Genomic DNA, 26,010 nt, shown 5'->3' with positions numbered 1-26,010 from the left:
TATGAACATTCAAAAGAGCTTTGACGATGAAAAAGCAGGCGTTTTATACGTTGTTCCAACACCGATTGGTAACCTTGAGGATATTACCTATCGCGCGCTGAAAATTCTAGAATCTGTTAGTTTAATTGCAGCCGAAGATACAAGAAATACAAAAAAGCTTCTAAATCATTTTGAGCTTACAACGCCTTTGATTAGTTATCATGAACATAATAAAGTAGCTAGGGAAGAGCAGCTATTGGAAAAAATCAAGCGTGGCGAATCAATCGCTATTGTAAGTGATGCCGGAATGCCGACGATTTCGGATCCTGGGGTTGAAATTGTTCAAGCTGTAATTGAAGAAAATCAAAACGTCGTCGTCCTGCCAGGTGCAAATGCTGCATTATGCGGCTTAATTGGTTCTGGTTTACCAACAGATGAATTTTATTTTTATGGATTTTTACCAAGAAAGAAGAAGGATAAAGCGTCTGAGTTGGATCGTTTAAAACGGTTGAAAGCAACATTGCTCTTTTATGAGTCTCCATATCGAATAAAGGATACGTTAAAGATAATTCATGAACAGCTTGGAAATCGGAATATCGCAATTGCCCGTGAATTGACGAAACGATTTGAAGAATTTGTTCGGGGAACTGTGGAGGAATTAATTGAGTGGGCTGAAAGTCAGGAAATGCGCGGTGAATTTGTGCTCGTCGTCGAAGGGTCAACCCTTGCTGCAGAGGAAGAAGCCGATAACTTATGGTGGGAATCATTATCTGTTGTTGCGCATGTTAATCATTATATTGAAGAAAAAGGATTTTCGAGTAAGGATGCAATCAAGCAAGTGGCGGTTGATCGAAATATTCCAAAACGCGATGTTTACCAGATGTATCATATTGGATGAGCAAGTTGAAAGGTGAAAGGATATTTCAAGATTATAAATAAAATTAATGAATTTTTACTTCATCCACTAAAAAAGAGAGTTGACGTGCTATCAACAAGCGTCAGCTCTCTTTGTGATTGTAGTTTTAGTTTATTCCTGGTTTGGAGACTTGCGCCAACTATTTTAAGCGCGATTGAATTTCTTCTAAAAGTGCGTGTGCGCCTTCTGGGCTAACGACAAGCTTTCCATGAGCTAGAGACAGATTATCGTCCGAAATTTCGCCTGTAATTTGGCAAGTCATATTTGGCTTATATTTCTTAAGGACAATTTTATCATTGTCTACGTAAATTTCCATTGTATCTTTTTCATGGATATCTAGTGTGCGTCGAAGTTCAATAGGTATGACTATTCGCCCTAGTTCATCAACTTTACGTACAATACCAGTAGATTTCATTATTTTCCTCCCCCAAGGTTTGGGAAAAAACACGAAAAAATTCTTCTCAGAAAGAAGATATTTGTGCTTTTTGCCTTAATTTTTTTCTTTGGAACAAAAAAACGCCATATTTCGACACCTATATTAGCATTAGGATATCAACTATTGATTATTCTGTCAACAAATTTTAGTATTAGTGGGAAAATTTATTTATCTAAATAATCGGTTTAATATGTTGGTTAACTATAATAATAAATACATACGAAGTTGCTTTTTTTAACTAGCTTAAGCGCCCGAGGCTTAGCGAGACTATCTTCAACTTATGAGACGTTATATACTTTTGTTCTATTACACAGCATTTGGCAAATTGCGTTATAATAGCTACAATAGATTTTATAAAATAATTTGGTTTGGACCTAGGAGGTAAATGCATGTCACAGGATAGAAAGACTTTTTATATAACGACCCCAATTTATTACCCGAGCGGAAAGTTACATATTGGGAATGCCTACTCAACGATTGCTTGCGATGTGATGGCACGTTATAAGAGAATGACAGGGTTTGACGTTTTCTACCTAACAGGTAGTGATGAACATGGGCAAAAAATTGAAAACAAAGCGAATGAGTTAGGCATTACGCCACAGGAATATGTTGATGGTATGGCTGAGAGCATGCAGGAGTTATGGAAACTGCTTGATATAAGCAATGATAAATTTATCCGCACAACGGATCAGACACATAAACAGGTAGTTGCCGATATTTTTGAACGCTTTTTAGAACAAGGAGATATTTATTTAGATGAATATGAAGGCTGGTATTCGATTCCAGACGAAACGTTCTATACGGAAACACAATTAGTCGATGTAGAGCGTGATGATGCCGGAAATGTTATTGCTGGAAAATCACCAGATAGCGGGCATCCGGTGGAATTGATTAAAGAGGAATCGTATTTCTTTAGAATGAGTAAGTATGCGGATCGCCTGCTGGATTATTACAATACACATGCAGACTTTATTCAACCGGAATCTCGTAAAAATGAGATGATTAACAACTTTATTAAACCAGGATTAGAGGATTTAGCGGTATCGCGTACCGTTTTCTCTTGGGGAGTGAAAGTACCGAGCAATCCGAAGCATGTTGTCTATGTATGGATTGATGCCTTATCTAACTATATAACGGCATTAGGCTACGGAACAGATAATCAAAGCCTATTTAATAAATATTGGCCAGCAGATGTGCATATGGTTGGAAAAGAAATCGTTCGTTTCCACACAATTTATTGGCCAATTATGTTAATGGCACTTGACTTACCATTACCAAAGAAAATCTTTGGCCATGGCTGGTTACTAATGAAAGACGGCAAAATGTCGAAATCAAAAGGAAATGTTGTTTATCCAGAAATGCTTGTGGAGCGCTATGGTTTAGATGCTCTGCGCTATTACCTAATGCGTGAAGTGGCATTTGGAAGTGATGGCATCTTTACACCAGAGGATTTTGTTTCGCGAGTTAATTATGATTTAGCGAATGACTTAGGGAACCTATTAAATCGTACGGTAGCGATGATTAACAAATATTTTGACGGCGAAGTTCCTGCACTCGATGGAAATGTCACAACTTTTGATGAAGATTTGAAGGCTACAGCAGAAAAAACAATTGCTGATTATCAAGAAGAAATGGAGAACATGCAATTTAGTAGTGCCCTAAGCCATGTTTGGACATTGATTTCCCGTGCGAACAAGTATATCGATGAAACAGAGCCTTGGAAGCTTGCTAAGGAAGCAGATAAGCAGTCAGAACTTTCTAGTGTTATGGCTCATTTAGCTGAAAGCTTACGTGTTTCTGCAATTCTTTTACAGCCATTCCTGACGCATGCGCCGAAGGAAATATTTGCGCAACTAGGTATCCATGATGATGCTGCAGGTGATTTTGCAACTGTTCATTTCGGTCATTTCCCAGGAAATACGAAAGTTATAGCGAAAGGGACACCAATCTTCCCGCGTTTGGATATCGATGAGGAAGCTGGTTATATTCGTGAACAAATGGCTGGTGGAACTAAGCTGGAAGAGGAAGAAGCTAGTGATTGGGACCCAACGGAAACAGAACTTGTTTCAACGAAGGATAAGCAAATTAAATACGATGATTTTGATAAAGTCGAATTAAAGGTAGCTGAGGTGATTGATTGCAGCAAAGTGGAAGGTGCTGATAAGCTGCTAAAATTCCGCCTCGATGCTGGCGACAAGGCACATCGCCAAATTTTATCAGGGATCGCTGAATTCTATCCAAACCCAGAAGATTTGATTGGGAAGAAGGTAGTTATTGTAGCGAACCTAAAACCACGAAAAATGCGCGGAGAAATTAGTCAAGGTATGATTCTTTCTGCTGAGCATGATGGTCAATTACAAGTGATTGAAGCACCAGTTAATGCTCCAAATGGATCTGAAATTGCATAACGATTAATAAATACCCTGCTGATTTCTTAGCAGGGTATTTGCAATTAGATGATCAAATTGGAGCACTTTTTTAGGGGAATGCTGATGATTAAAGGAAAAATGCTGAAGTTTACATTATAATTATTGAAGTTCACAATAGTAGCCAGGAGGAGTGACAGTCCGAGCCAGCGCACTAACTCTAAGCTTAACAATTTACAAATGAAAAGGATGAAAAATATGCTATTTGATACACATGTCCACTTAAATGCAAGACAATTTGCAGAAGACCTGCCAGAAACAATCAGTCGGGCGTTAGATGCAGGTGTTACGCGAATGGTTGTTGTTGGATTTGACCGAGAAACGATTCCACTTGCAATCAAAATTGCAGAACAGAATGAAAATATTTATGCAGCTGTTGGCTGGCATCCAGTCGATGCGATTGATATGACAGAGGGAGATCTTGCTTGGATTGAGGAATTATCGGCCCATCCAAAGGTTGTAGCCATTGGTGAAATGGGGCTGGATTATCATTGGGATAAATCCCCGAAGGACGTACAAAAGGAAGTATTCCGAAAGCAAATCCATTTAGCTAAAAAGGTAAAGATGCCAATTATTATCCATAACCGTGAGGCAACAGAAGATATTATCGAGGTTTTACAAGAAGAAGATGCGAAGGAAGTTGGAGGAATCATGCATTGCTATAATGATTCCATAGATTATGTCCAAGCATGTCTGGACATGAATTTCTATATTTCACTTGGCGGCCCTGTTACGTTTAAAAATGCACCATTACCGAAAGAGGTTGCAAAGCAGGTACCGCTAGACAGATTATTAATTGAGACAGATGCACCTTATCTTGCACCACACCCAAATCGCGGGAAGCGTAATGAGCCGGCGTATGTAAAATTAGTAGCGGAAAAAATTGCTGAATTAAGAGGAATGAGCATTGAAGAAATTGGTGAAGCTACAACCCGAAATGCATGTAATTTATTTGATGTGAAGTAAAATAACAGTAATTTTATGTAACAATACGCCCTAAATATGGAAGGAAAAAGGAGACTGATAACGCTAGCAGTCTCCTTTTTATTTCAATTATGTAACATAGAATAACATTGATTTATCAAGGTTAAGTTTGTTTTTGTAGACTCAATTCCATAGAAAATAAAAAATGCGTAATATAACTGTAAATGAATCGTAACCCCAGTGGCTTTGACTTTGCCACTCTCTGTTTATATAATCAATTGGGAATAAGGGGGCAGGCACATGGAATTAGTTCATAAGCTTTTGCCGGCATCGAAAAAGAAGCTGGTTATTTCAAGTATTGGTGTTTTAGCACTTGTTTTATTTTCAGTGTTTGTACTAGTGGAAGCAACGAAAGCTGAAGTAGTAATGACAGACAACGGAGAAATACAAACAATCAGCACAAACTCAAATACAGTTGGAGACTTGCTTCAAGAACTAGGAATAACTGTTGGAACGTACGATTTCTTATCTCATGATGAGACAGAATCCATTGAAGATGGAATGGAAATAACGTATAAGACTGCAAAGCAAATTACAGTAAGTATTGATGATAAAGAACAGGTTTATTATACAACTGCAGATACAATTGAAGATTTCCTAAGTGAACAAGATTTATCTTTCCAAGAACGTGATGAAATATCTCATCAGCCAGCAGAGGTAACGGAAGATGGCTTACATATCGAGGTTGAGAAGGCATATCAGGTAACTATCAATGACGGCGGCGAAAAGAAAAAGGTCTGGACAACAGGTGGAACAGTAAACGATCTGCTAAAGGAAGCTGATGTAGACTATGAAAAAGACTCGGATGATCGAATCACCCCAGCGCTTGATGAAGAAGTAACCAAAGGGAAAACGATTGCCATTGTACGTGTAGCTATCGAAGATGAAGAAGTTACAGAAACCATCGCATTTGACATAGAAGAACGTCAAGATAGCTCGCTTTTAAAAGGGGAAGAGAAGGTTATTTCAGAAGGTGAAGAAGGCACGGTTACAAAGCGTTTTAAAGTAACCAAGGAAAACGGTGAGGAAGTAAGCCGTGAATTAGTTAGTGAAGATGTAAAAGAAGAAAGTGTTACGCGTGTGGTAGCAGTTGGTACAAAGGAAGAAGTCCAGGAGTCAAATCTTGTTACACTTGCTAATGAAACACCAAAGGACAGTAGTCAAGACGGGGAAACAATAACAGTGACAGCAAGTGCATTTACGTCAGAATGTGGTGGATGTTCAGGTGTAACAGCTACAGGAATTAATTTGGGAGCTAATCCGAATATGAAAGTAATTGCTGTGGACCCGAATGTAATTCCACTTGGATCGAAGGTATGGGTTGAAGGCTATGGAGAAGCAATTGCAGGTGATACAGGCGGGAATATAAAAGGAAATCGCATCGATGTCCATGTACCATCCAAATCTGATGCTTATTCATGGGGAGTGAAAACCGTTCAAGTTAAGGTGTTGAATTAATAAGATACGTTTTTATCATACTATGAAGGTTTGTTGTAATCTCTACTGTGAAGTTTCACTTTATAAACGATAGAATAAAATGCTCTTATCATGCTAAAATGGTAAGAGCATTATTTTATTATAGAAGGTGCTTAAAAAGTCCAGTATTTTTGCTTAAAATACTCCGGTCATCTAACATTTTTAGAACCGTATAAAGATAAAGCAGTGGAGGAAATCGATTGAAAATAAAAGAAATTATTGTTGTTGAAGGAAGAGACGACACAACGAAAGTTCAACAAGCAGTTGACGCAGATACAATAGAAACGAATGGATCAGCTATTAATAAAGAGACGTTAGCTCGAATAAGACATGCGAAAGAAAAGCGCGGTGTCATTATTTTTACAGATCCAGATTATCCTGGTGAGCGTATCCGCCATATTGTCGATCAAGCTGTTCCAGGGTGTAAGCATGCTTTTCTTACGAGAGATCAAGCAAGGGCCAAGCATCCGAAAAATAAAAGTCTCGGTATTGAACATGCTAGTATCGAAACGATTCGGCATGCACTAAAAAAGGTATATGAATTAGCAGATATACGCGAAAGTGAGATTGAAAAAGCAGATTTAATTGAACATGGTTTGATTGGTGGACGGGAAGCAAGCATACGACGGGAGAAACTTGGTGAATTCTTGCAAATCGGGCATACGAATGGAAAGCAGCTGCTGAAACGACTAACACAATTCCAAATAACAAAAGCACAATTTGAGCAAGCTATAAAAGTGATCCAACAGGAGGAAAAGGATGTCTAAAAAATATATAGCAACTCCTTCAAGAACGAAAGAGATTTTAAATAAATACAAGTTCTCTTTTAAAAAGAGTCTTGGACAAAACTTCTTGGTAGATGTCAATGTATTAGAGAATATTATTAAACATGCTGGGATTGATGAAGCAGCTGGTGCAATTGAGATTGGACCAGGGATGGGGGCGTTAACGGAACAGCTGGCAATTCATTCAGACAAGGTTGTAGCTTTCGAAATTGATCAGCGGCTCTTGCCAATCTTGAAGGATACGCTTCACGATTATTCCAACGTAGAAGTTATTCATCAGGATATTTTAGAAGCGGATGTGGAAACTGTTATTCGTACACATTTCAAACCAGATCAGCCAATTCATGTTGTTGCAAATCTGCCTTATTATATTACGACACCGATTTTAATGAAGCTTGTTCGTGATAGATTACCGGTAACAAGCTTGACTGTTATGATTCAAAAAGAGGTTGCAGAACGAATGGCTGCAAAGCCGAATAGTAAGAGCTATGGATCACTGACCATTGCCGTTCAGTATTACACAGAGGCGAAAGTTGTTATGACCGTACCGAAAAGCGTGTTTATGCCACAGCCAAATGTGGATTCGAGTATTTTGCAGCTTGTAATAAGGGAAAAGCCTCCGGTTGAAGTAGTAGATGAAGATTTCTTTTTTGAGCTTGTGCAAGCATGCTTTGCGCAAAGAAGAAAGACATTGCGCAATAACCTAACTAGCTTTTTTAAAGAGCAATTTACAAAAGAAGAAATTACATCGATTTTAGATACCACTGGAATCGATGGTTCCAGACGGGGTGAATCACTTAATATGGAAGAGTTTGCCTTACTTTCGAATACATTTTATAAAAATAAATAATGCAAAAAAGCTATTGTTGTATTGCTGTGACAATAGCTTTTTTGACAAATAAAAAAATTTAAATCTTCTCTATCATTTATCTTTGTTTTCTAACGTCCACGAGCTCCCCAGATTTCCTCAGGTCCTTACGAAGTGTATTTATGTAGGGATTCTTCCTTTTTAAATTTTCATGAACGCCCATGCCTGATATTTCTAAGCACAGGCTTCTAGGCCATCACATAGTCTATAGAATAACCGAAGGCTAAGAGGTGGATATATGGGCATAACTATTGGAGAACTTGTTACACGTAGTTCCTATCAGCATGACCTGCTATTCCGTGTAGCCGCAATAAATAAAAACACAGCAATTCTACATGGTGCAGAAATGCGACTTGAGGTAGATGCTCCACTTCATGATCTTGTTGTAGCAAAGCGTCAGGATGTAGAAAGGCGGCAACAGAAGGAAAAGGAGAAAGAAGAATTTTCCTATCGATTATTTCGTCAGGATTATCAGTTGATGAAGGAAAAAAGAATGTACCATTCAACGGATGGTTATTTGAATAATGCCAAATTTTTTCAGCTCCCTGCAAAGGTCCTCCATTTAGATGGAGACCCGATGTACTTAAGAAAATGTATTTCCCTGTACCAGCGCATTGGGCTACAGGTGCATGGAGTTCATTTAAATGAGAAAGAAATGCCGGATGAGATTGGCGGCTTAGTAGAAAGAATAGGACCGGATATTATCGTTATTACAGGGCATGATGCTTATTCAAAAAATAAAGGATTTAAAAATGACTTACGAGCCTATCGTCATTCTAAATATTTTGCCGAAACTGTACGAGAGGCAAGGAGGAAAAGCTCTAATTTAGACCAGCTTGTTATCTTTGCAGGTGCTTGCCAATCACATTTTGAATCACTTATACGTGCTGGAGCCAATTATGCCAGCTCTCCATTAAGGGTAAATATTCATGCATTAGACCCTGTTTATATTGCGGCTAAAATAGCCTATACCCCATTTATGGAGAGTGTTAGCGTATGGGATGCATTACGCAACACGATGACGGGGGAAAAAGGAATGGGTGGAGTGGAGACGAGAGGTCTACTTCGTACAGGTTTGCCTTATTTAGAAAATGGTGAGGATGAGGAATAAGAATATTGCTGTCCTTTCTAAACAAAGATAACTAAAAAAAATACTGTAATGCCATCCGCGTCCAAGAAGCGTTCAATCTGCAGGGGACTTCTCTCACCTCGGTACATCGCTAACTGGACGCTTCTGCTTTTATAGTAAGGGGTGAGTATTCAAAAGGAATTTAGCACCGCGAAATGGTGTATTTAAATTTATGCTAAAGTTCGATAAAAATTTTCGGCAAAATTATACATAAATTGTTAACATATGCAAATAATATAAGAAATAGACAAAAATTATTGTTGACAGGTAAAAAGACTTACTGATATAATATTAAGTTTTGTTTGACTGTCGGACAAGTTTATGTTACACTATTAACTAGTGAGGTGGAGTGTAGTGGCTAAAACATTAATCGAAATTAAGCAAGGTCTTGAATGCCATGTTGGAAAGCGGTTGAAATTAAAAGCCAATGGAGGGAGAAGGAAAACGGTGATACGATCGGGAGTACTTGCAGAGACGTATCCTTCAGTCTTCATTGTTGAGCTTGACCAAGACGAAAATGCATTCGAACGTGTTTCATACAGCTATGCAGACATATTGACAGAGACGGTAGAATTAAAATTTTTAGATGAACGGAATAAAGCGTTATTAATGGAACAGTAGACAGTTGTCTGCTGTTTTTTATTGGAAAAAAGTGTGAAATTTAATCGGTGTTTTTAGCTGCCAAAATTCCAAAGTGCGGGCTAGTCTGTACACCACTAATTAGGCACTTCTGCTTTTGTCCTAAAAGGTGTAACTTTCCATTGTTTCATACTTCTTACTCGTTTTGATTTAGCATATAGACATAAACTAAGCATGTCGTAAGGGTAAACTAACTTAAAATGGAAAGGGGCTGTTCTTTCGTGGGAAGACGTAGAGGAATGATGTCAGACCAGTTGAAAGAAGAAATTGCTAAGGAGTTAGGGTTTTACGACACTGTCCAACAAGAGGGCTGGGGTGGCATTAAAGCGCGTGATGCAGGTAATATGGTGAAACGCGCAATTGAAATAGCCGAGCAGCAAATGCAAAGGGGCAAATCCTAAGGGGTTTGCTTCTTTTCATATTTAGTTAAAAAGTCGACCGTTTTTTAGGAAGTGAAAACCATTTGCACTCAATCTTCACCCTTTCACATGCCTTTCAAAACTTGACCTAACTTCAATCTGGTCGCCTATGCTTTTTTAATATGGTACAATTATTTATATTTTTTAGTACGTGGCAAGGTAGGTGACGTTAATGACAATAATATTGGAAAAAGCTCCTGCAAAAATTAATTTATCCCTTGATGTATTAAGAAAACGAACGGATGGGTATCATGATGTAGAAATGATTATGACGACGATTGATTTAGCTGATCGCATTGAATTGTATGCTTTGGAAGAGGATAAAATTGTGATAGCTCTTGAAAGCAGGTATGTACCAAATGATGAACGGAACTTGGCATATAAGGCCGCACGTGCTTTTAAAGATACCTATGGAATTAAGACAGGTGTCCATATTAATATGGAAAAACATATACCAGTGTCAGCAGGTCTTGGCGGGGGGAGTACAGATGCGGCAGCAGTACTCAGAGGGCTCAATCGATTATGGTCATTAGACATCTCACTCGATGAGTTGGCAAAGCTTGGCTCTACAATTGGTGCGGATGTGGCGTTTTGTATCTATGGTAACACCGCAATTGCGCGAGGTTATGGAGAAAAAATCGAAAAGCTACCTTCTCCACCCCCTTGTTGGGTAGTATTAGCAAAGCCGGATATTGGTGTATCGACGAAGACAATTTTTGGCCAAGTGAACGTGGACAAACTTACCCATCCTAATACAAATCAAATCCTGCATGCAATCGAAAAGCAGGATTTCAATAACCTTTGCAGGCATATTGGCAACTCCTTAGAATCTGTTACGTTTAAGCTCCATCCAGAGGTGGAACGTATTAAAGAAACAATGATTCAAGCAGGTGCTGCTGGTGTTTTAATGAGCGGGAGTGGACCTACGATTTACGGATTGGTTGAGCACCAAAGTAAAGCAAAGCGAATCTATAACGGAATGCGCGGATTTTGCGACGAGGTTTACCTTGTTCGATTATTAGGGTAAATATTGCCAAAAAACGTATGAAAATGGTATATTATTAATTAAATATACGGTTTTGAGGTGTGAAAATGAAAAGAAGTAACCGGTTAGTTGTTTTGACTGATTTCTTTCTGGAGAACCCACGGAAACATATACAATTACCTTATTTTGTAAGGTTATGTGATACAACGAAGTCTTCTATTAGTGAAGATTTAGATATAATACATGCTGTTTTTCAAAGTCAAGGCATGGGATATCTGCAACGATCCACTGGTGCTGGTGGAGGGGTGAAGTATATCCCTGAATATTCGCAGGAAAATAATATGCAATTTATTGAGGAGTTACGAAAAAAATTAGAAGACCCGAGCAGAATATTACCAGGGGGATACCTTTACATGAGCGATTTACTTGGTGACCCACAGACCGTCAGAGAAATCGGTCGTGTATTTGCTTCGAAGTTTTCCAAAATGGATATTGATGTGATTGTAACAGTAGCAACGAAAGGGATTCCTTTGGCATATGCTGTTGCATCTTTCTTGAATGTACCAGTAGTCATTGCAAGAAGGGACCCCAAGGTGACAGAAGGATCATCGGTTAGTATTAACTATGTATCTGGTTCGTCTAGGAAAATACAAACAATGGTCTTACCAAAACGCAGTCTGGAAGAAGGGGCAAATGTTTGCATCATCGATGACTTCATGAAAGCTGGCGGAACAATTACAGGTATGATTAATCTGTTATCTGAGTTTGATGCCCATGTTCAAGCGATTGGTGTACTTGCAGAAGCAGACGACGAAGAAGAAGAACGAATTGTCGATCATTACACATCACTTGTTAAAATATCAAATGTAGATATGCGACATCATACGATTGAAATTCAAGCAGGGAATTTTGTGGAAGATCTCACCAATTTTGAATGATCCCGATTGAAAGATGGCAATTTATGAATGAATCCACCTTTTTCTAAAAAAACATCCTATATTTAAAATATTTAACTTTTTTTATATTTTAAGCAGGATTTTAAATTCTTTTGTTGAACTAGTTACAGTAAGTTCAAATGGGAAAAGGTGGTGAAACATCATGGAAGTAACAGACGTTAGATTACGCCGCGTTAATACAGAGGGCAGAATGCGAGCAATTGCATCTATCACGTTAGATCAGGAATTTGTTGTTCACGATATCCGTGTCATTGATGGAAATAACGGGTTGTTTGTGGCAATGCCATCTAAAAGAACTCCTGATGGGGAATTTCGCGATATTGCACACCCGATAAACTCTGGTACTCGTTCTAAAATTCAAGATGCGGTGCTGGAAGAATATCGCCGGGCAGGAGAAAGTGAAGTTAAATACGAAGAGGCGGGAGCTTCCTAAATCGTCATGACTATATTAAAAAGGGGTCTAATCTGTTCTAGGTTAGCCTTTTTTCTTTGTGGTAAGCTAACTGGTAATATATTCCGAAATATACCTGTCATATTTTTTATTACAATTGGCAGAAGGACTGAATACGCCTTATATAAAAAAGCTCTCCGTATATAAAAAACATCTCCCCTGATTCAAAACAAACCAAATTAGTGAAATCAACATAGGTTGAATAGCTCTGTTTCATATGAGTTCCTCCCCCTAACCTGTTGAAATCAAACGTTTTTTACGATATATTTTAAAATGGATAATTAGAAAACCTGGAGGTTACCTTATGAATAATCGTTATGCTGTTATTCTGGCGGCAGGGCAAGGAACGAGAATGAAATCAAAGCTTTATAAAGTATTGCACCCTGTCGCTGGACGTCCGATGGTAAAGCATGTAATAGATCAGTTAAATACCGTACATTTAGATAAAATGATAACTATTGTTGGCTTTGGCGCTGAACAGGTAAAAGAGCAAATTGGGAACGTCAGTGAATTTGTTATACAAGAAGAGCAGTTAGGTACAGGCCATGCGGTGTTGCAAGCGGAGGATTTGCTTAAAACAAAACAAGGTACAACTATTGTTGCTTGTGGTGACACGCCTTTAATCACGGGAGAGACCTACCAAGCATTATTCGCCTATCATGAACAGCAAGGTGCCAGCGCAACAATTTTGACAGCTAAGACAGAAAATCCGGCAGGTTATGGCAGGGTTATTCGCAATGAATCAAGCGAAGTAGAACGAATTGTCGAGCACAAGGACGCAACTGAATCAGAGCTTCTTGTTAACGAAATCAATACTGGAACCTACTGTTTTGATAATGAGGCGCTTTTTGCTGCATTACAAGAGGTTTCCAATGATAATGCACAAGGTGAGTATTATTTGCCGGATGTCATCGAAATTCTGCGAAATAAAGGCCAGAAAATTAGCGCTTATTTAACGCCAGATTTTGATGAAACATTAGGGATTAATGATCGAGTTGCACTTGCACAAGCAGAAAAGACAATGAAAAAGCGTATTAATGAAATGCATATGCGAAACGGTGTCGCGATTATCGACCCAGATAATACATACATTGAGCCAGATGTTGTGATTGAATCTGACGCTATCATTCACCCCGGAACAGTTTTAAAAGGAACGACGACGATTAAAGCAAATGCAGAAATTGGACCAAATAGTGAGGTTAACAATTGTTATATTGGAGAAAGTACGGTTGTTAAACACAGTGTAGCAAACGAAAGCAGAATTGGAGATCGTGTTAACATTGGCCCATTCGCACATATAAGGCCAGACTCAACTATCGGAAACGATGCAAAACTAGGTAACTTCGTAGAAATAAAAAAGACATCACTTGGTGATAATAGCAAGGTTTCGCACCTAAGTTATATTGGTGATGCAAATGTAGGAAGCAATGTGAACGTTGGTTGTGGTACAATAACAGTAAACTATGATGGAACAAACAAGTTCTTGACGACAATTGAGGATGACGCATTTATTGGTTGTAACTCCAACCTTATCGCACCTGTAACGATAGGAAAAGGATCTTATGTTGCCGCAGGATCTACAATCACAGATGACGTCCCAGAAGATGCCTTATCTATCGCAAGAGCAAGACAAACGAATAAAGACGGTTACGTAGCAAATTTAAAAAATAGAAAAAAAGATTAACGGAGGTTATATTTCATGGCATCTAGCTATAAGGATTCATCGTTGAAAGTATTGTCGCTGAACTCCAACCCTAAATTAGCGCAGGATATTGCTGCCCATATTGGAACGACATTAGGAAAATGTACCGTATCCAAATTCAGCGATGGTGAAGTGCAAATCAATATCGAAGAAAGTGTTCGTGGGTGTGACGTATATGTCATCCAATCCACTTGCGCTCCCGTTAATCAGCACATTATGGAACTGTTAATCATGATTGATGCGCTAAAGCGTGCTTCAGCAAAATCAATCAATATTGTTATGCCTTATTATGGGTATGCAAGGCAGGACCGTAAAGCACGGTCACGTGAACCAATTGCAGCTAAATTGGTTGCAGACTTAATTGAAACAGCAGGTGCAAATCGTGTTATTACGCTTGACTTACATGCACCGCAAATTCAAGGTTTCTTTGATATTCCAATTGATCATTTACAAGGTGTTCCAATTTTATCAGATTACTTTGAAGCGAAAGAACTAGAAGATGTGATTATTGTTTCCCCGGATCATGGCGGAGTTACACGTGCACGTAAAATGGCAGATCGTCTAAAAGCTCCAATTGGAATTATTGATAAAAGACGTCCACGTCCAAATGTTGCTGAGATCATGAATATTATCGGGAACATTGAAGGAAAAACAGCTATTTTAATTGATGATATTATTGATACTGCAGGAACAATTACACTTGCTGCGAACGCTTTAATAGAAAATGGAGCGAAAGAAGTGTATGCTTGTTGTACACACCCTGTATTATCTGGACCTGCAATAGAGCGTATTAATAATTCACAGATCAAAGAGCTTGTCATTACGAATAGTATTCCACTTCCGGAAGAAAAGCATAGTGACAAAATTACCGCTTTATCTGTCGCACCGTTAATTGGAGAAGCAATCGTACGTGTGCATGAATTGCAATCTGTAAGTATCTTATTTGATTAATGGTTTAGATTGACCGAATTTCGGGAATTAATTGTACTAACAGTTTTTTAACTCCGTGATTTACACATATTTTGTTTAGAAATAGAGTATGAACGAAGGTGGAGGCGACTGGGTAGCGACCTATTGAGGTGAGAGAAGTCTCGCTAGTCGCTGGGAGCTGGAGCTGGATTAAAAATTGGAGGATGATGAACATGGCAGTAAAATTAAAAGCAGCGAAACGGGAAAGTCTTAAAAAATCAGCAAATAAAGAAATTAGACTAAGCGGACAAGTTCCAGCAGTAGTCTACGGGAAAAATAAAGAATCAAAGAATGTAGCAGTGGATAGTATCGAGTTATTGAAAACTGTTCGTGATGAAGGTAGAAACGCAATTATTTCACTTGATATCGAAAATGATAGCTCGGTCGATGTCATGCTACACGAATATCAAATGGATCCAATTAATGATCAGTTAATTCACGTCGATTTCTACGTTGTAAATATGGCGGAGGAAATGGACGTGGCTGTAGCTATTCGATTAGAAGGAGAAGCGCAAGGCTCAAAAGACGGAGGCGTATTACAGCAACCGTTATATGAAGCACAGGTACGTGCAAAGCCTAGTGATATTCCGGAAGAAATCACGGTTGATGTTTCCTCTCTTGGTTTAGGAGAAGGATTAACAGTAGGTGATTTAAAAGTTACAGGAAGCTTTGAGATTTTGGAAGATCCTGAAACAACAGTTGTTACAATTGTAGCACCTGATACGATGGAAGATATTGAACAGGCTCCGGATGAATCTGCTGAACCAGAATTAGTTGGAAAAGAGCAGAATAATTCAGAAGAAGCATAACAACGATATGGAATAACAACATGTACCCTCCTTTAAGAATCTGGTAGTATATTCTTAGTAGGAGGGGTTGTTGTATTGAATCCCTCTTTAGGAGGAAGTTCAAAAAGTCCTTTTTATCCTCCTTTTGAACATACACTTTTAGGAGGATGTTAAGATGAAATGTATTGTAGGATTGGGTAATCCTGGTAAAAAATATGAAAAAACGCGTCATAATATTGGTTTTATGGTGATTGATGAATTATTGGATCGTCATCACTGGAAATTGGATAAAACGAAATTTAAAGGCGATTATGCACTGGAGAATTATTCTGGTGAAAAGCTTATACTCCTTCAACCGCAGACATATATGAATCTTTCTGGAGAATCTATTCGTCCACTAATGGATTATTATGATGTTGATTTAGAAGATGTTCTTGTAATTTATGATGACCTTGACCTTCCTTCAGGGAAGATTCGCCTTCGTCAAAAAGGAGGACATGGTGGTCATAATGGTGTAAGATCAACAATAGCTCACTTAGGAACAAAGGAATTTAAACGTATTCGTCTTGGAGTTGGCAGACCTGTATCGCCTGTTCCAGTAGTGGATTACGTGCTAGGCTCCTTTCCAAAGGAAGAGAAGGAAGATGTTGAGCGTAGCATCGGGCATGCGGCAGATGCTTGTGAGTCATGGCTGGGAGGAAAAGCGTTTGTTGAAGTAATGAATGATTATAATAATTGATACATAAGCTTATAGTAATTAGCTTCCTATAGCACATGTATAAAATAAGACCAACAGGATAAACTTTTAAGAGGTTGTTCAAAAAGTCCGGTGAAAATGACACTTCGCATTACTTCATTCCTTTTTGAATACGGACTTTAGGCATTTTAATGTTTATTCGAGGTGGTAACTTATGACAATTATATATCGGTGCAGACATTGTGGGCAAACCGTTGGAAGGCTAGAGCAGAAGGTTGTCGACACAACAATGTTGGGTTTTGATCAATTAAACAAGAAAGAGCTAGAAGAAATGATCCGTTATGATGGGAATGGAAATATGCAAATACAAACGATTTGTGAAAACTGTGAGCATGCTCTAGGACAGCATCCAAATTATCATGAATTGGATTATTTTATACAATAACATACGCAGCAAAAGCTTTGGTTATGTAGACCAAGGCATTTTTGCGCTTATATATACATGTTTAAGAGGAGTTTGACAATGAAGGGTATTAATTATTATTTACAATCAAAAGAAGATATCCAGTCGATTATTAATGGAATTGACAGTGGAATGCGTGAGCAATTAATTGCGGGTCTCTCGGGATCTGCAAGAAGCATGCTTGTATCCGTAATCGATCAATCGATTAACAGGCCTGTGCTTTTGGTAACACACCAACTAGTACAGGCCCAACAGCTATATGATGACCTATCCGAGTTTATGGGCGAAGATGATGTACACTTATATCCGGTCAATGAATTGATAGCTTCTGAGATATCGATATCCAGTCCGGAATTGAGAAGTCAGCGTATTGAAGCGCTGACAGCATGGTCCCGTAAGAAATCAGGCATTCTTATTACACCAGTAGCGGCATTAAAACGGATTTTGCCACCTAAAAGTTATTGGAGTAAGTATCAACTCCGATTTGTAACTGGGGAAGATATTGCAATTGATTCGTATTTGTCCTCACTTATCGATATGGGGTATGAACGAACCTCTATGGTTGCTACACCTGGTGAATTCAGTCGGCGCGGTGGAATTATTGATATTTATCCAATTACCGAACAACACCCGATTCGCATTGAATTATTTGATGAGGAAATTGATTCTATTCGTTATTTTGATGCAGAGACACAACGATCGCTTGATCGGGTAGAGAACGTTACAATTGGGCCTGCCACAGAACTATTGCTAACAGATGAAGATGTGCTGGCATCAGCGAATAAACTCGAGGAAGCATATGCGGCAACGCTTAAAAAAATGAAAGCATCAAGTGCAAAAGAAAAGCTCATCGAAGTCATTGAACAGGATATAAGCCGGTTAAAGAATTTAGAGCGCTTTCAGGAAATGTATAAATATATCGGTTTTCTATATGAAAACCCTGCTAGTTTATTAGATTATCTCGATTCTGATGGTCTAATCGTATTAGATGAAATGAGCAGGATTCAAGAAACAGCTACACATCTGGATATGGAAGAAGCCGAATGGTACAGCAGCTTGCTTGAGTCAGGCCAAATGGTGCGAAACAGCAGGTTTTCTCTAGATTGGGATACAGTTTTAGAGATGATGAAGCAGCAACGAATCTATATGTCTGTATTTTTACGTCATATACCAAATACACAGCCACAAAATATTATTAACTTATCGTCGCGGGCAATGCAGGAATTTCATGGCCAAATGCACTTATTTAAAACAGAGCTGCAACGATGGGAAAAGAGTGATTTCTCGGTTGTGATTCTTGCTCCGAATGAAGAGCGAGCAGAAAAAATCCATTCAATTTTAGCAGATTATGATATTGAAGCGGGCATTGCATCTGAATTAAGGTTGCCAGTAGATCAGCCAACGATAGCGATTGGAAATATTACGAGCGGGATTGAACTCCCGATGCATAAGCTATCTATTATCACGGAAAATGAGTTATTTAAAAAACGCGTTAAGCGTACACGCAAGCAGCAAAAAATTTCCAATGCGGAACGAATTAAAAGCTATCAGGAACTTAAGGTCGGTGACTATGTCGTTCATGCTAATCATGGGGTAGGGAAATACCTTGGGATTGAGACACTTGAGGTAAATAATCTGCATAAAGATTATATGCTGCTCAAGTATTCTGGAGATGACAAGCTATTTGTTCCAATTGAACAAATCGATCTTGTACAGAAATTTGTAGGCTCAGAAGGTAAAGAACCGAAAGTGTATAAACTTGGCGGAACCGAATGGACAAAGGTGAAGCGGAAAGTCCAATCATCCGTTGAAGATATTGCAGATGATTTAATCAAGCTGTATGCAGAACGAGAAGCGAAAAAGGGATTTGCCTTTTCCGAGGATACCGAAATGCAGCGGGAATTTGAGGCCTCATTTCCGTATCAAGAAACAGATGACCAGCTTCGTTGTATCGAGGAGATTAAACAGGATATGGAAAGGCAGCAGCCAATGGATCGCCTCCTCTGTGGAGATGTTGGTTACGGAAAAACAGAAGTAGCAATCCGGGCGGCGTTTAAAGCAGTAGCTGATGGGAAGCAAGTAGCGTTACTTGTTCCAACGACAATTTTAGCACAGCAACACTTTGAAACGATTCGCGAGAGGTTTCAGGATTATCCAATCAATATTGGACTTTTAAGCAGATTCCGTACGAGAAAACAACAAACAGAGACGTTAAAAGGAGTACGCCAAGGGACTATCGACGTAGTAATTGGTACACATCGCCTTCTATCCAAGGATGTTGAATATCGTGATTTAGGTTTACTGATTGTCGATGAGGAACAGCGTTTTGGTGTAAAGCATAAAGAGAAAATTAAGCAATTGAAAACGAATGTTGATGTATTAACTTTAACAGCAACCCCAATTCCAAGAACATTGCATATGTCGATGCTCGGTGTTCGAGATTTATCTGTTATTGAAACACCACCGGAAAACCGTTTCCCAATACAAACCTATGTGATGGAGCACAATCCGCTTTTTGTTCGAGAGGCGATTGAACGCGAGATGGCACGTGGTGGGCAAGTGTTTTATCTCTATAACCGTGTTGAAAACATTGACAAGGTTGCTCGTGACATTGGGATGCTTGTCGATGATGCCCGAATTGCAGTTGCACATGGTCAGATGAATGAAACAGAGCTTGAAAATGTTATTTTTGGTTTCTTAGAAGGTGAATATGATGTGCTTGTCAGTACAACGATTATTGAGACGGGTGTAGACATTCCGAATGTTAATACACTAATTGTCAGTAATGCTGACCGAATGGGGCTCAGTCAGTTGTATCAATTAAGAGGACGTGTTGGGCGTTCGAATCGTGTTGCGTATGCATACTTTACGTATCAAAAGGATAAAGTTCTGACAGAAGTTGCCGAAAAGCGCCTGCAGGCAATCAAGGAGTTTACAGAACTTGGTTCGGGATTCAAGATTGCAATGCGTGACCTTTCTATTCGTGGAGCAGGTAACCTGCTTGGTGCACAGCAGCATGGATTCATTGATTCTGTTGGGTTTGATATGTATTCACAAATGCTTAAGGATGCTATTGATGCACGGAAGGCTGGGAAGGAAATAGAGGATATTACACCGTTTGAGCCTGAGTTAGCACTTCAGATTGATGCCTATATTCCAGATGGGTATATTAAAGATGAGAAACAGAAAATTAATATTTATAAGCAATTCCAAGCGATGGATTCTGCTGAAGATGTTTCGGAGCTTAAGGATGAATTAATTGACCGTTTTGGCGATTACCCAGTAGAGGTAAGCAACCTTTTCACAGTGTCTTCTCTAAAAATGTATGCCAAAAGAGAACGTGTCGAGTCCATTACAGAACGGAACAAAAAAATTGTCATCCTTGTCGATGATGCGCGTAGTCAGCAAATTGACGGTTCAAAGGTATTTGAAGTGGCGAATACGTTTGGGCGTAATGTCGGCTTAGGGACAGAAAGCAATAAATTGAAAATTGCCTTTAAGTGGACGAGTGAAACAGAACATAGCAGATACGATTTAGTTGAGGAATTTATCAAAAAACTAAACAGCGTTAATCGGGATAAATAAAAATACGCTTCTTCTAAAATATATTTTCCATGGAATGTATAGTTATTTTTGGATGATTTATACTAAAACCACACCTGGTGATTTTTACACGTTAAATGAGTGTTCAAAAGGAGGATAAAAAGGACCGCGGTCGGCTAAGGTCGCAACGTCCTTTGTGACGCCGACACTAGCACGTCCTGTGCCTCGAAGTTCCACGTACCGGGCTTCCACAGGATGTGGTGACTTTGACATTCGACACAGGACGTGTCGGAACTTAGTCGAAGGTCTACTGCTCTTGGAGTGTCATTTTTACCGGACTTTTTTGAACTTCCTCGTTAAGCAAACAACAAAACATGAGTAATCATCATTAGAAAGTGAGGCTGCTTAGAATGAAAGCAACAGGAATTGTACGTAGAATTGATGATTTAGGCAGAGTGGTTGTGCCAAAGGAAATTAGAAGAACGTTACGAATCCGTGAAGGAGATCCGCTCGAAATTTTCGTTGACCGAGAAGGAGAAGTTATTTTAAAGAAATATTCTCCTATTAATGAATTAGGGCACTTTGCCAAAGAATACGCAGAAGCTTTATTTAACTCGCTTCACTCACCAGTACTGATTAGTGATCGAGATGAAGTCATTGCGATTGCTGGGGAGTCGAAAAAGGATTATTTAAATAAAAGTATTGGCGATCCATTAACACAAACAATTGATAAAAGGTCGCAAGTATTTGAAGTTGATCCCACAAAATTAGAGGTTATAGAAGGGCAAGAGCAGGATCTGCAATCTTACTGTATCAGTCCTATTATTGCAAACGGAGATCCCATTGGGTGTGTAATGATATTTTCCAAAGAGGAAAAGCTTAGTAAAGTAGAGCAGAAAGCTGCCGAAACGGCTGCCGTATTCTTGGCCAAACAAATGGAATAGTACTTAATTTCATACATGCTGTCTCAGAGAGGATTTTATCCTTTGGAGACAGCTTTTTTTAATGTCAGAAAGAAAACAGAAACAACAGATAAAAGTGCGGATGATTTAAATACGCATCGGGTATTTCTTCTTTCGTTATTTGGTCCCAAACCTATGGTATACTAATAGCAAATTTAAGTTAAAGGGCGCTTACGAATGAATGAGAATGAAACAAATAAGCTGGTGAAAGGTGCATTGCTGCTCATGCTAGCAGGACTCATCAGTAAGGTATTAAGTGCGGGCTATCGAGTGCCGTTACAGAATCTAACAGGAGATATAGGATTTTATATTTACCAGCAAGTCTATCCAATTCTTGGGATCGCCATGATGCTTGCGTTGTATGGCTTTCCATCTGCTGTTTCCAAAATGACCGTGGAGTTAAAAGCAGCTGGCAAAAGCTTATCTCTTCACAGTTTTTATATTCCAGTTTTTTTGCTATTACTAGCATTGAATGGAGCAATATTTCTTTTTCTTTTTTGGAATGCAGATTCAATTGCCGGCTTGGTTGGTGATGTACAATTAACATATACATATCGGTTAGCTGCATTTGCTTTTCTGCTTGTTCCTTTTTCTGCTTTGTTACGAGGGGTTTATCAAGGAACTTACGAAATGAAGCCGAGCGCTTACTCACAAGTGATTGAGCAGCTTGTTCGAGTATGTATCATTATCGCAGCAGCAATATATGTTGCTTTTGGAAATCATTCCTTGTATGTGATTGGTCAAGCAGCTGCAATTGCATCCATTTGCGGGTCTTGTGCTGCTATTGTTATCTTGGGTATTTACGTTGCGAAGCGTCGTCCATGTTCGAGAGAGCGTTATGAAATCCCTTGGAAATATTATGTCCGCACGTTGCTGATTCTTGGGCTTGTTGCTGCATTAAACCATATGGTACTGCTCGTTATTCAGTTTGCGGATGCATTCACATTAATTCCAGGACTTAGGGAGTATGGGCTGTCCAAAATAGAAGCAATGGAAGCCAAAGGGATATTTGACCGCGGCCAACCATTGATTCAGCTTGGTACTGTGCTTGGCTCATCCTTTGCATTAGCATTACTCCCATCGATCTCCAAGCAGAAGTTAAAAGGCGACCCATCCACATTTTATCCGTATATCCGTGGTGCAATGCTATTTAGTTTTTATCTAGCTATTGGTGCGACCATTGGATTGATTGCTATTTTCCCAGAGGCGAATCGATTATTATTCCAAGATGAAAATGGAACACAGGCACTGCAATTACTTGTACTTGCCATCTTTCTTTGCTCGGTAGCAATTACAGCTGCATCCATTCTTCAAGGCTTAGGACATATAAAACGAACTGCAGGCTTTATTCTCGTTGCCTTTTTTGTAAAATGGATCGGAAATCAGTTATTAGTACCATTATGGGGAATAGCCGGAAGTGCAATGGCTACGGTAGTTAGCTTACTTATTTTCTTTACGCTCGTCATGTATGAGCTAAGGAGAAAGTTGCCAGAGCTCCGATTGTTAAAACGCGTTCGTTTTCGGGCTCTTATTCTAGGAAGTGTTTCGATGCTTGTTTTTATAGCTCTTATGGATTGGTTATTCTCGGCACAAGCTTCTGCCTCTCGCATTGCCTTGCTCATATATATTGTATTTATTGCAGTCATTGGCGGAGTTATTTTTATCATTTGTTTGCTGCGTTTTCGAGCCTTTACGAAGGAAGAATTACGCATGTTACCGAAATCAGAACTATTTATACGTTTTTATAAAGGGAGGAATTATGATGAGTAAAATTGAAATTATCGGTCTCGGTGCCGGTGATGTGAATCAGCTGCCATTTGGTATCTATAAAAAATTAGTACATGCAGAGATGGTTGTCTATTCCCGAACATTGGACCATCCAGTTATTGAATCATTACAAGATGAAGGGGTGCGATTTGAAGCCTTTGACCATATGTATGAGGAAGAAGAGCAGTTCGGTGCGGTATATGAGCGGATAACGAATGCTCTATTGGAGCAAGCAAAAGCAGTAGAAACACTTATTTATACTGTTCCCGGTCATCCAATGCTTGCAGAAAAAACGGTCCAGCTTTTATTAGAGCAGACAGAAATTGAGGTCGAGGTTATGGGAGGGCAAAGCTATTTGGACGATTTATTCACCTCGTTAAAAATTGATCCTATAGAAGGCTTCCAATTTGTAGACGGTACGTCCTTTACTCGAAGTCAACTGGATTACCGACATCATATTATTTTTTGCCAAGTATATGATCGCTTTGTTGCTTCGGAAGTAAAGCTTTCACTTCTTGAGGATCTGCCGCCAGATTATGAAGTGATTATTATTGAGGCTGCAGGTAGTAAACAGGAAAGCATAACGAAAGTTTCTTTGGAAGAGCTTGATCACACGATGGAGATCAGCAATTTAACGAGTGTTTATATTCCACCAGCTCCCGACAACTTATTACACCACACGTTCGATCACTTACGAGAGGTAATGGCAACATTGCGATCTCCAGATGGTTGTCCGTGGGATAGGAAGCAAACACATGAATCACTAAGGGAATATAGTATTGAAGAAGTATATGAGCTTGTTGATGCGATTGATGCTGGGGACGATAACAATATCATTGAGGAATTAGGAGATATACTAATGCACGTGATTCTCCATAGTCAAATTGGTGAGGATGATGGCTATTTTACGATAGATGATGTAATCCGCTCCGTTACAGATAAGATGATCTATCGCCACCCGCATGTATTTTCAAATACGAAGGTCGATTCTGTCGAGGATGTAAATCGAAACTGGGAAGAATTGAAGAAGGCGGAAAAGGGAGAGGAAAGGGAATCCGTGCTAGATGGTATTCCAAAACACCTTCCATCGCTTGCAAAGGCTTTTAAACTGCAAAAGAAGGCTGCAAAGGTCGGTTTTGAATGGGAAGATGTATCAGGTGTTTGGGAGAAGCTTGATGAGGAACTAAAAGAAGTCCAAGAAGCGATTGAAGAAAACACACTATTGGAAATGGAAGATGAATTTGGCGATGTATTGTTTGTGCTAGCAAATCTAGCGAGGTATTATAAAATTAACCCAGAACTAGCTTTAAACCGAGCGAATAATAAATTCCGTTCCCGCTTTACGTATATTGAAGAACAGCTTACGAAAAAGGGTATAGATATGAAGCAAGCGAGTCTTGAGGAAATGGATGCTTATTGGGATGAAGCAAAAGAAAGAGAGTGATGACCATGCGATTAGATAAGTTTTTGAAAATATCTCGAATCATTAAGCGAAGAACGTTAGCAAAGGAAGTTGCCGATCAAGGACGAATCACGGTAAACGGTAATCAAGCAAAGGCTTCAACAGTCCTTTCCAAAGGGGACGAGCTTATTATTCGATTTGGCCAGAAACTTGTAACTGTAAAAGTGAACGACTTAAGAGAAACGGTGAAAAAGGATGAAGCAGAAACGCTCTACACTATTGTGAAAGAAGAAAAAGCCTGAATAAAGTTCTATACTTGTCCCTCCTATCATAAATTAATAGTGATAAGGAGGGCTTTCTATGAACTATTATGATAACAAGGAAACGGTAAATCGCGTACAAACAGAGCATATGGTAAAACTGAATAATCGAAAGAACTTGGAAATATCAGGTGTAAAAGAAGTGGATAGTTTCGATAATGAAGAATTTTTACTGGAGACAACAATGGGCTATCTAATTATACGAGGGCAAAATTTGCAGCTGAAAAACTTAGATGTGACTGAAGGAGTTGTAACGATAAAAGGTAAAATCTATGAGCTTTCCTATGTGGACGAACAGCAGCAGGAGAAAGCTAAAGGATTCTTTAGCAAGCTGTTCCGATGAGCCTGAGTATCCAGTTTCTTACGATGATTACGATGGTTTTAAGTGGCTTTTATTTGGGTATTGTACAAGAAACCTTTCGTCGGCTGACATATTATTGGAAACGAAGGGTTTTTTTAACCTATTTTTTAGAAATCAGCTTCTGGCTAACGCAAACTGCAATTATATTGTATGTATTATTTCGTGTGAATGCTGGGGAAATTAGGGTCTATGTCGTTTTAGCTTGTATTCTTGGGTTTTCCATGTACCAGGTTTTTGCGAAAAAGACGTATAAGCAGTTACTAGAATGGATAATTCGTATTGTAGCTGCAGTGTACCGCTTTTTCAATAATTTAATTCACACACTGATTATTGCCCCGATTTCATGGGTTATACGTACTCTTTTTCGTCTTGTTATTTGGGTGGTCACGGTAATTTTCGCTATTATTCTCTTTATTTCGAAAATTGTTATAACCCCGTTTATATGGATTGGAAAGGGTATTTACCAATTAATTCCCGACGGTTTCAAAAAAAATTTACACAAATTAGCAGGATTTTATAGTACAATGAAGAATATATGTTATAAAGGATACAAAAAGTTGGAGAAGCTATTGTTTAAAAGGGGGTAG

25 protein-coding genes are annotated in these 26,010 nt (G+C 38.9%); 24 read left to right on the top strand and 1 reads right to left on the bottom strand.

Annotated features, from left to right (window positions below; genetic code table 11):
• Position 1: 1 nt before the first annotated feature.
• Positions 2-877: a 16S rRNA (cytidine(1402)-2'-O)-methyltransferase gene (rsmI, locus tag NYE61_RS13560; protein ID WP_095313919.1), complete on the top strand. Its 876-nt coding sequence runs from the start codon at positions 2-4 to the stop codon at positions 875-877.
• 157 nt (positions 878-1,034) lie between these two features.
• Here the strand turns inward: rsmI and NYE61_RS13555 are convergent, their stop codons facing one another.
• Complete coding sequence (locus NYE61_RS13555; RefSeq protein WP_095313918.1) at positions 1,035-1,310, bottom strand: AbrB/MazE/SpoVT family DNA-binding domain-containing protein; 276 nt, start codon at positions 1,308-1,310, stop codon at positions 1,035-1,037.
• A 410-nt stretch (positions 1,311-1,720) separates the two neighbouring features.
• Here NYE61_RS13555 and metG point away from each other — a divergent pair, with 410 nt between their 5' ends.
• The 23 genes from metG (at position 1,721) to yabQ (ending at position 26,010) form a co-directional block, all read left to right on the top strand.
• A complete protein-coding gene (gene metG, locus NYE61_RS13550; protein WP_303450043.1) occupies positions 1,721-3,739 on the top strand; it encodes a methionine--tRNA ligase in 2,019 nt (672 codons plus the stop codon).
• A 216-nt stretch (positions 3,740-3,955) separates the two neighbouring features.
• The gene (locus NYE61_RS13545) at positions 3,956-4,723 is read left to right on the top strand and encodes a TatD family hydrolase (protein WP_303450046.1); all 768 of its coding nucleotides are present in this window, start codon (positions 3,956-3,958) and stop codon (positions 4,721-4,723) included.
• Between the two features lie 258 nt (positions 4,724-4,981).
• Positions 4,982-6,199, top strand: a complete 1,218-nt coding sequence (locus NYE61_RS13540; RefSeq protein WP_303450049.1) for a G5 and 3D domain-containing protein — start codon at positions 4,982-4,984, stop codon at positions 6,197-6,199.
• Between the two features lie 218 nt (positions 6,200-6,417).
• Positions 6,418-6,984 carry a ribonuclease M5 gene (gene rnmV / locus NYE61_RS13535; protein WP_095313912.1) on the top strand — a complete coding sequence of 189 codons (567 nt, stop codon included), beginning with the start codon at positions 6,418-6,420 and terminating at the stop codon, positions 6,982-6,984.
• Entirely contained in the window at positions 6,977-7,852 is an 876-nt protein-coding gene (gene rsmA / locus NYE61_RS13530; RefSeq protein WP_118889292.1) for a 16S rRNA (adenine(1518)-N(6)/adenine(1519)-N(6))-dimethyltransferase RsmA, read from the top strand. The genes rnmV and rsmA overlap by 8 nt, the downstream gene beginning before the upstream one ends.
• A gap of 256 nt (positions 7,853-8,108) precedes the next feature.
• Positions 8,109-8,981 (top strand): sporulation peptidase YabG, encoded by an 873-nt coding sequence (yabG, locus tag NYE61_RS13525; RefSeq protein WP_118889291.1) that lies wholly within the window; start codon positions 8,109-8,111, stop codon positions 8,979-8,981.
• Between the two features lie 372 nt (positions 8,982-9,353).
• Complete coding sequence (locus tag NYE61_RS13520; protein WP_095313908.1) at positions 9,354-9,620, top strand: Veg family protein; 267 nt, start codon at positions 9,354-9,356, stop codon at positions 9,618-9,620.
• 239 nt (positions 9,621-9,859) lie between these two features.
• On the top strand, positions 9,860-10,039 hold the full coding sequence (locus NYE61_RS13515) for a small, acid-soluble spore protein, alpha/beta type (RefSeq protein ID WP_095314433.1): 180 nt from the start codon (positions 9,860-9,862) through the stop codon (positions 10,037-10,039).
• A 190-nt stretch (positions 10,040-10,229) separates the two neighbouring features.
• Complete coding sequence (gene ispE, locus NYE61_RS13510; RefSeq protein WP_118889290.1) at positions 10,230-11,084, top strand: 4-(cytidine 5'-diphospho)-2-C-methyl-D-erythritol kinase; 855 nt, start codon at positions 10,230-10,232, stop codon at positions 11,082-11,084.
• 65 nt (positions 11,085-11,149) lie between these two features.
• On the top strand, positions 11,150-11,980 hold the full coding sequence (gene purR, locus NYE61_RS13505; RefSeq protein ID WP_118889289.1) for a pur operon repressor: 831 nt from the start codon (positions 11,150-11,152) through the stop codon (positions 11,978-11,980).
• 160 nt (positions 11,981-12,140) lie between these two features.
• Positions 12,141-12,431, top strand: coding sequence for a septation regulator SpoVG (gene spoVG, locus NYE61_RS13500; RefSeq protein WP_010648994.1), 291 nt, complete (start codon positions 12,141-12,143; stop codon positions 12,429-12,431).
• 322 nt (positions 12,432-12,753) lie between these two features.
• The gene (glmU, locus tag NYE61_RS13495) at positions 12,754-14,133 is read left to right on the top strand and encodes a bifunctional UDP-N-acetylglucosamine diphosphorylase/glucosamine-1-phosphate N-acetyltransferase GlmU (protein ID WP_118889288.1); all 1,380 of its coding nucleotides are present in this window, start codon (positions 12,754-12,756) and stop codon (positions 14,131-14,133) included.
• Between the two features lie 15 nt (positions 14,134-14,148).
• Positions 14,149-15,102, top strand: coding sequence for a ribose-phosphate diphosphokinase (locus NYE61_RS13490; RefSeq protein WP_095314427.1), 954 nt, complete (start codon positions 14,149-14,151; stop codon positions 15,100-15,102).
• 191 nt (positions 15,103-15,293) lie between these two features.
• Positions 15,294-15,929 (top strand): 50S ribosomal protein L25/general stress protein Ctc, encoded by a 636-nt coding sequence (locus tag NYE61_RS13485; protein ID WP_095314425.1) that lies wholly within the window; start codon positions 15,294-15,296, stop codon positions 15,927-15,929.
• Positions 15,930-16,083: 154 nt separating this feature from the next.
• On the top strand, positions 16,084-16,647 hold the full coding sequence (gene pth / locus NYE61_RS13480) for an aminoacyl-tRNA hydrolase (RefSeq protein ID WP_095314423.1): 564 nt from the start codon (positions 16,084-16,086) through the stop codon (positions 16,645-16,647).
• Between the two features lie 172 nt (positions 16,648-16,819).
• On the top strand, positions 16,820-17,050 hold the full coding sequence (locus tag NYE61_RS13475; RefSeq protein ID WP_118889286.1) for an anti-sigma-F factor Fin family protein: 231 nt from the start codon (positions 16,820-16,822) through the stop codon (positions 17,048-17,050).
• 78 nt (positions 17,051-17,128) lie between these two features.
• Positions 17,129-20,653, top strand: coding sequence for a transcription-repair coupling factor (gene mfd, locus NYE61_RS13470; protein WP_251659697.1), 3,525 nt, complete (start codon positions 17,129-17,131; stop codon positions 20,651-20,653).
• 368 nt (positions 20,654-21,021) lie between these two features.
• Positions 21,022-21,555 carry a stage V sporulation protein T gene (gene spoVT / locus NYE61_RS13465; RefSeq protein WP_095314419.1) on the top strand — a complete coding sequence of 178 codons (534 nt, stop codon included), beginning with the start codon at positions 21,022-21,024 and terminating at the stop codon, positions 21,553-21,555.
• A 195-nt stretch (positions 21,556-21,750) separates the two neighbouring features.
• Positions 21,751-23,343 (top strand): polysaccharide biosynthesis protein, encoded by a 1,593-nt coding sequence (locus NYE61_RS13460; RefSeq protein WP_095314417.1) that lies wholly within the window; start codon positions 21,751-21,753, stop codon positions 23,341-23,343.
• The gene (gene mazG, locus NYE61_RS13455) at positions 23,336-24,784 is read left to right on the top strand and encodes a nucleoside triphosphate pyrophosphohydrolase (RefSeq protein WP_303450074.1); all 1,449 of its coding nucleotides are present in this window, start codon (positions 23,336-23,338) and stop codon (positions 24,782-24,784) included. Before NYE61_RS13460 ends, mazG begins: the two co-directional genes overlap by 8 nt.
• A gap of 5 nt (positions 24,785-24,789) precedes the next feature.
• On the top strand, positions 24,790-25,044 hold the full coding sequence (locus NYE61_RS13450; protein ID WP_251659694.1) for an RNA-binding S4 domain-containing protein: 255 nt from the start codon (positions 24,790-24,792) through the stop codon (positions 25,042-25,044).
• A gap of 58 nt (positions 25,045-25,102) precedes the next feature.
• On the top strand, positions 25,103-25,405 hold the full coding sequence (yabP, locus tag NYE61_RS13445) for a sporulation protein YabP (protein WP_095314412.1): 303 nt from the start codon (positions 25,103-25,105) through the stop codon (positions 25,403-25,405).
• Positions 25,402-26,010 carry a spore cortex biosynthesis protein YabQ gene (gene yabQ, locus NYE61_RS13440; protein ID WP_303450079.1) on the top strand — a complete coding sequence of 203 codons (609 nt, stop codon included), beginning with the start codon at positions 25,402-25,404 and terminating at the stop codon, positions 26,008-26,010. The genes yabP and yabQ overlap by 4 nt, the downstream gene beginning before the upstream one ends.

Origin of the sequence: Oceanobacillus sp. FSL W7-1304 (assembly GCF_037969805.1) — a bacterium.
GTDB lineage: Bacteria > Bacillota > Bacilli > Bacillales > Amphibacillaceae > Oceanobacillus > Oceanobacillus profundus.
The sequence above is the reverse complement of the archived record's forward strand: the minus strand, read 5'-3'. Positions and strand labels throughout refer to the sequence as shown.

Excerpts from the sequence above, each read along its gene's own strand:
- rsmI (WP_095313919.1), top strand. The coding sequence starts at position 2 with ATGAACATTCAAAAGAGCTTTGACGATGAAAAAGCAGGCGTTTTATAC.
- NYE61_RS13555 (WP_095313918.1), bottom strand. The coding sequence starts at position 1,310 with ATGAAATCTACTGGTATTGTACGTAAAGTTGATGAACTAGGGCGAATA.
- metG (WP_303450043.1), top strand. The coding sequence starts at position 1,721 with ATGTCACAGGATAGAAAGACTTTTTATATAACGACCCCAATTTATTAC.
- NYE61_RS13545 (WP_303450046.1), top strand. The coding sequence starts at position 3,956 with ATGCTATTTGATACACATGTCCACTTAAATGCAAGACAATTTGCAGAA.
- NYE61_RS13540 (WP_303450049.1), top strand. The coding sequence starts at position 4,982 with ATGGAATTAGTTCATAAGCTTTTGCCGGCATCGAAAAAGAAGCTGGTT.
- rsmA (WP_118889292.1), top strand. The coding sequence starts at position 6,977 with ATGTCTAAAAAATATATAGCAACTCCTTCAAGAACGAAAGAGATTTTA.
- yabG (WP_118889291.1), top strand. The coding sequence starts at position 8,109 with ATGGGCATAACTATTGGAGAACTTGTTACACGTAGTTCCTATCAGCAT.
- ispE (WP_118889290.1), top strand. The coding sequence starts at position 10,230 with ATGACAATAATATTGGAAAAAGCTCCTGCAAAAATTAATTTATCCCTT.
- purR (WP_118889289.1), top strand. The coding sequence starts at position 11,150 with ATGAAAAGAAGTAACCGGTTAGTTGTTTTGACTGATTTCTTTCTGGAG.
- spoVG (WP_010648994.1), top strand. The coding sequence starts at position 12,141 with ATGGAAGTAACAGACGTTAGATTACGCCGCGTTAATACAGAGGGCAGA.
- glmU (WP_118889288.1), top strand. The coding sequence starts at position 12,754 with ATGAATAATCGTTATGCTGTTATTCTGGCGGCAGGGCAAGGAACGAGA.
- NYE61_RS13490 (WP_095314427.1), top strand. The coding sequence starts at position 14,149 with ATGGCATCTAGCTATAAGGATTCATCGTTGAAAGTATTGTCGCTGAAC.
- NYE61_RS13485 (WP_095314425.1), top strand. The coding sequence starts at position 15,294 with ATGGCAGTAAAATTAAAAGCAGCGAAACGGGAAAGTCTTAAAAAATCA.
- pth (WP_095314423.1), top strand. The coding sequence starts at position 16,084 with ATGAAATGTATTGTAGGATTGGGTAATCCTGGTAAAAAATATGAAAAA.
- NYE61_RS13475 (WP_118889286.1), top strand. The coding sequence starts at position 16,820 with ATGACAATTATATATCGGTGCAGACATTGTGGGCAAACCGTTGGAAGG.
- mfd (WP_251659697.1), top strand. The coding sequence starts at position 17,129 with ATGAAGGGTATTAATTATTATTTACAATCAAAAGAAGATATCCAGTCG.
- spoVT (WP_095314419.1), top strand. The coding sequence starts at position 21,022 with ATGAAAGCAACAGGAATTGTACGTAGAATTGATGATTTAGGCAGAGTG.
- NYE61_RS13460 (WP_095314417.1), top strand. The coding sequence starts at position 21,751 with ATGAATGAGAATGAAACAAATAAGCTGGTGAAAGGTGCATTGCTGCTC.
- mazG (WP_303450074.1), top strand. The coding sequence starts at position 23,336 with ATGAGTAAAATTGAAATTATCGGTCTCGGTGCCGGTGATGTGAATCAG.
- NYE61_RS13450 (WP_251659694.1), top strand. The coding sequence starts at position 24,790 with ATGCGATTAGATAAGTTTTTGAAAATATCTCGAATCATTAAGCGAAGA.
- yabP (WP_095314412.1), top strand. The coding sequence starts at position 25,103 with ATGAACTATTATGATAACAAGGAAACGGTAAATCGCGTACAAACAGAG.
- yabQ (WP_303450079.1), top strand. The coding sequence starts at position 25,402 with ATGAGCCTGAGTATCCAGTTTCTTACGATGATTACGATGGTTTTAAGT.